This is a genomic window from Streptomyces sp. NPDC001822 (genome assembly GCF_042892135.1).
Classification (GTDB): Bacteria; Actinomycetota; Actinomycetes; order Streptomycetales; family Streptomycetaceae; genus Streptomyces.
This window is the reverse complement of sequence record NZ_JBIATW010000031.1, coordinates 1-1851: the sequence shown is the minus strand read 5'-3', so window position 1 is coordinate 1851 and position 1851 is coordinate 1. Positions and strand designations below refer to the sequence as shown.

General features: G+C 56.2%; 1 rRNA gene (only partly in view). It reads left to right on the top strand.

The annotated features are described in order from the left end of the window. Nucleotides 1–1829 (top strand): 23S ribosomal RNA (locus ACFYY2_RS34670) (it extends 1371 nt beyond the left edge of the window). Nucleotides 1830–1851: the final 22 nt, after the last annotated feature.

The following is a 1851-nucleotide window of genomic DNA, read 5'->3' as shown; positions in this document are numbered from 1 at the left end:
TGGGATGGGTAGGGGAGCGTCGTGTGCCGGGTGAAGCAGCCGCGGAAGCGAGTTGTGGACGGTTCACGAGTGAGAATGCAGGCATGAGTAGCGATACACACGTGAGAAACGTGTGCGCCGATTGACTAAGGGTTCCTGGGTCAAGCTGATCTGCCCAGGGTAAGTCGGGACCTAAGGCGAGGCCGACAGGCGTAGTCGATGGACAACCGGTTGATATTCCGGTACCCGCTTTGAAACGCCCAATACTGAATCAGGCGATGCTAAGTCCGTGAAGCCGGCCCGATCTCTTCGGAGTTGAGGGTAGTGGTGGAGCCGATGAACCAGACTTGTACTAGGTAAGCGATGGGGTGACGCAGGAAGGTAGTCCAGCCCGGGCGGTGGTTGTCCCGGGGTAAGGGTGTAGGCCGTGTGGTAGGCAAATCCGTCACACGTTAAGGCTGAGACCTGATGCCGAGCCGATTGTGGTGAAGTGGATGATCCTATGCTGTCGAGAAAAGCCTCTAGCGAGTTTCATGGCGGCCCGTACCCTAAACCGACTCAGGTAGTCAGGTAGAGAATACCGAGGCGTTCGGGTGAACTATGGTTAAGGAACTCGGCAAAATGCCCCCGTAACTTCGGGAGAAGGGGGGCCATCACTGGTGAGGGAACTTGCTTCCTGAGCTGGGGGTGGCCGCAGAGACCAGCGAGAAGCGACTGTTTACTAAAAACACAGGTCCGTGCGAAGCCGTAAGGCGATGTATACGGACTGACGCCTGCCCGGTGCTGGAACGTTAAGGGGACCGGTTAGTGCACTTTCGGGTGTGCGAAGCTGAGAACTTAAGCGCCAGTAAACGGCGGTGGTAACTATAACCATCCTAAGGTAGCGAAATTCCTTGTCGGGTAAGTTCCGACCTGCACGAATGGCGTAACGACTTCTCGACTGTCTCAACCATAGGCCCGGTGAAATTGCACTACGAGTAAAGATGCTCGTTTCGCGCAGCAGGACGGAAAGACCCCGGGACCTTTACTATAGTTTGATATTGGTGTTCGGTTCGGCTTGTGTAGGATAGGTGGGAGACTTTGAAGCAGCCACGCCAGTGGTTGTGGAGTCGCCGTTGAAATACCACTCTGGTCGTGCTGGATGTCTAACCTGGGTCCGTGATCCGGATCAGGGACAGTGTCTGATGGGTAGTTTAACTGGGGCGGTTGCCTCCTAAAGAGTAACGGAGGCGCCCAAAGGTTCCCTCAGCCTGGTTGGCAATCAGGTGTTGAGTGTAAGTGCACAAGGGAGCTTGACTGTGAGACCGACGGGTCGAGCAGGGACGAAAGTCGGGACTAGTGATCCGGCAGTGGCTTGTGGAAGCGCTGTCGCTCAACGGATAAAAGGTACCCCGGGGATAACAGGCTGATCTTCCCCAAGAGTCCATATCGACGGGATGGTTTGGCACCTCGATGTCGGCTCGTCGCATCCTGGGGCTGGAGTCGGTCCCAAGGGTTGGGCTGTTCGCCCATTAAAGCGGTACGCGAGCTGGGTTTAGAACGTCGTGAGACAGTTCGGTCCCTATCCGCTGTGCGCGTAGGAATATTGAGAAGGGCTGTCCCTAGTACGAGAGGACCGGGACGGACGAACCTCTGGTGTGCCAGTTGTCCTGCCAAGGGCATGGCTGGTTGGCTACGTTCGGAAAGGATAACCGCTGAAAGCATCTAAGCGGGAAGCCTGCTTCAAGATGAGTATTCCCACCACCTTGAGTGGTTAAGGCTCCCAGTAGACGACTGGGTTGATAGGCCAGATGTGGAAGCCCGGTAACGGGTGGAGCTGACTGGTACTAATAGGCCGAGGGCTTGTCCTCAGTTGCTCGCGTCCACTGTGTT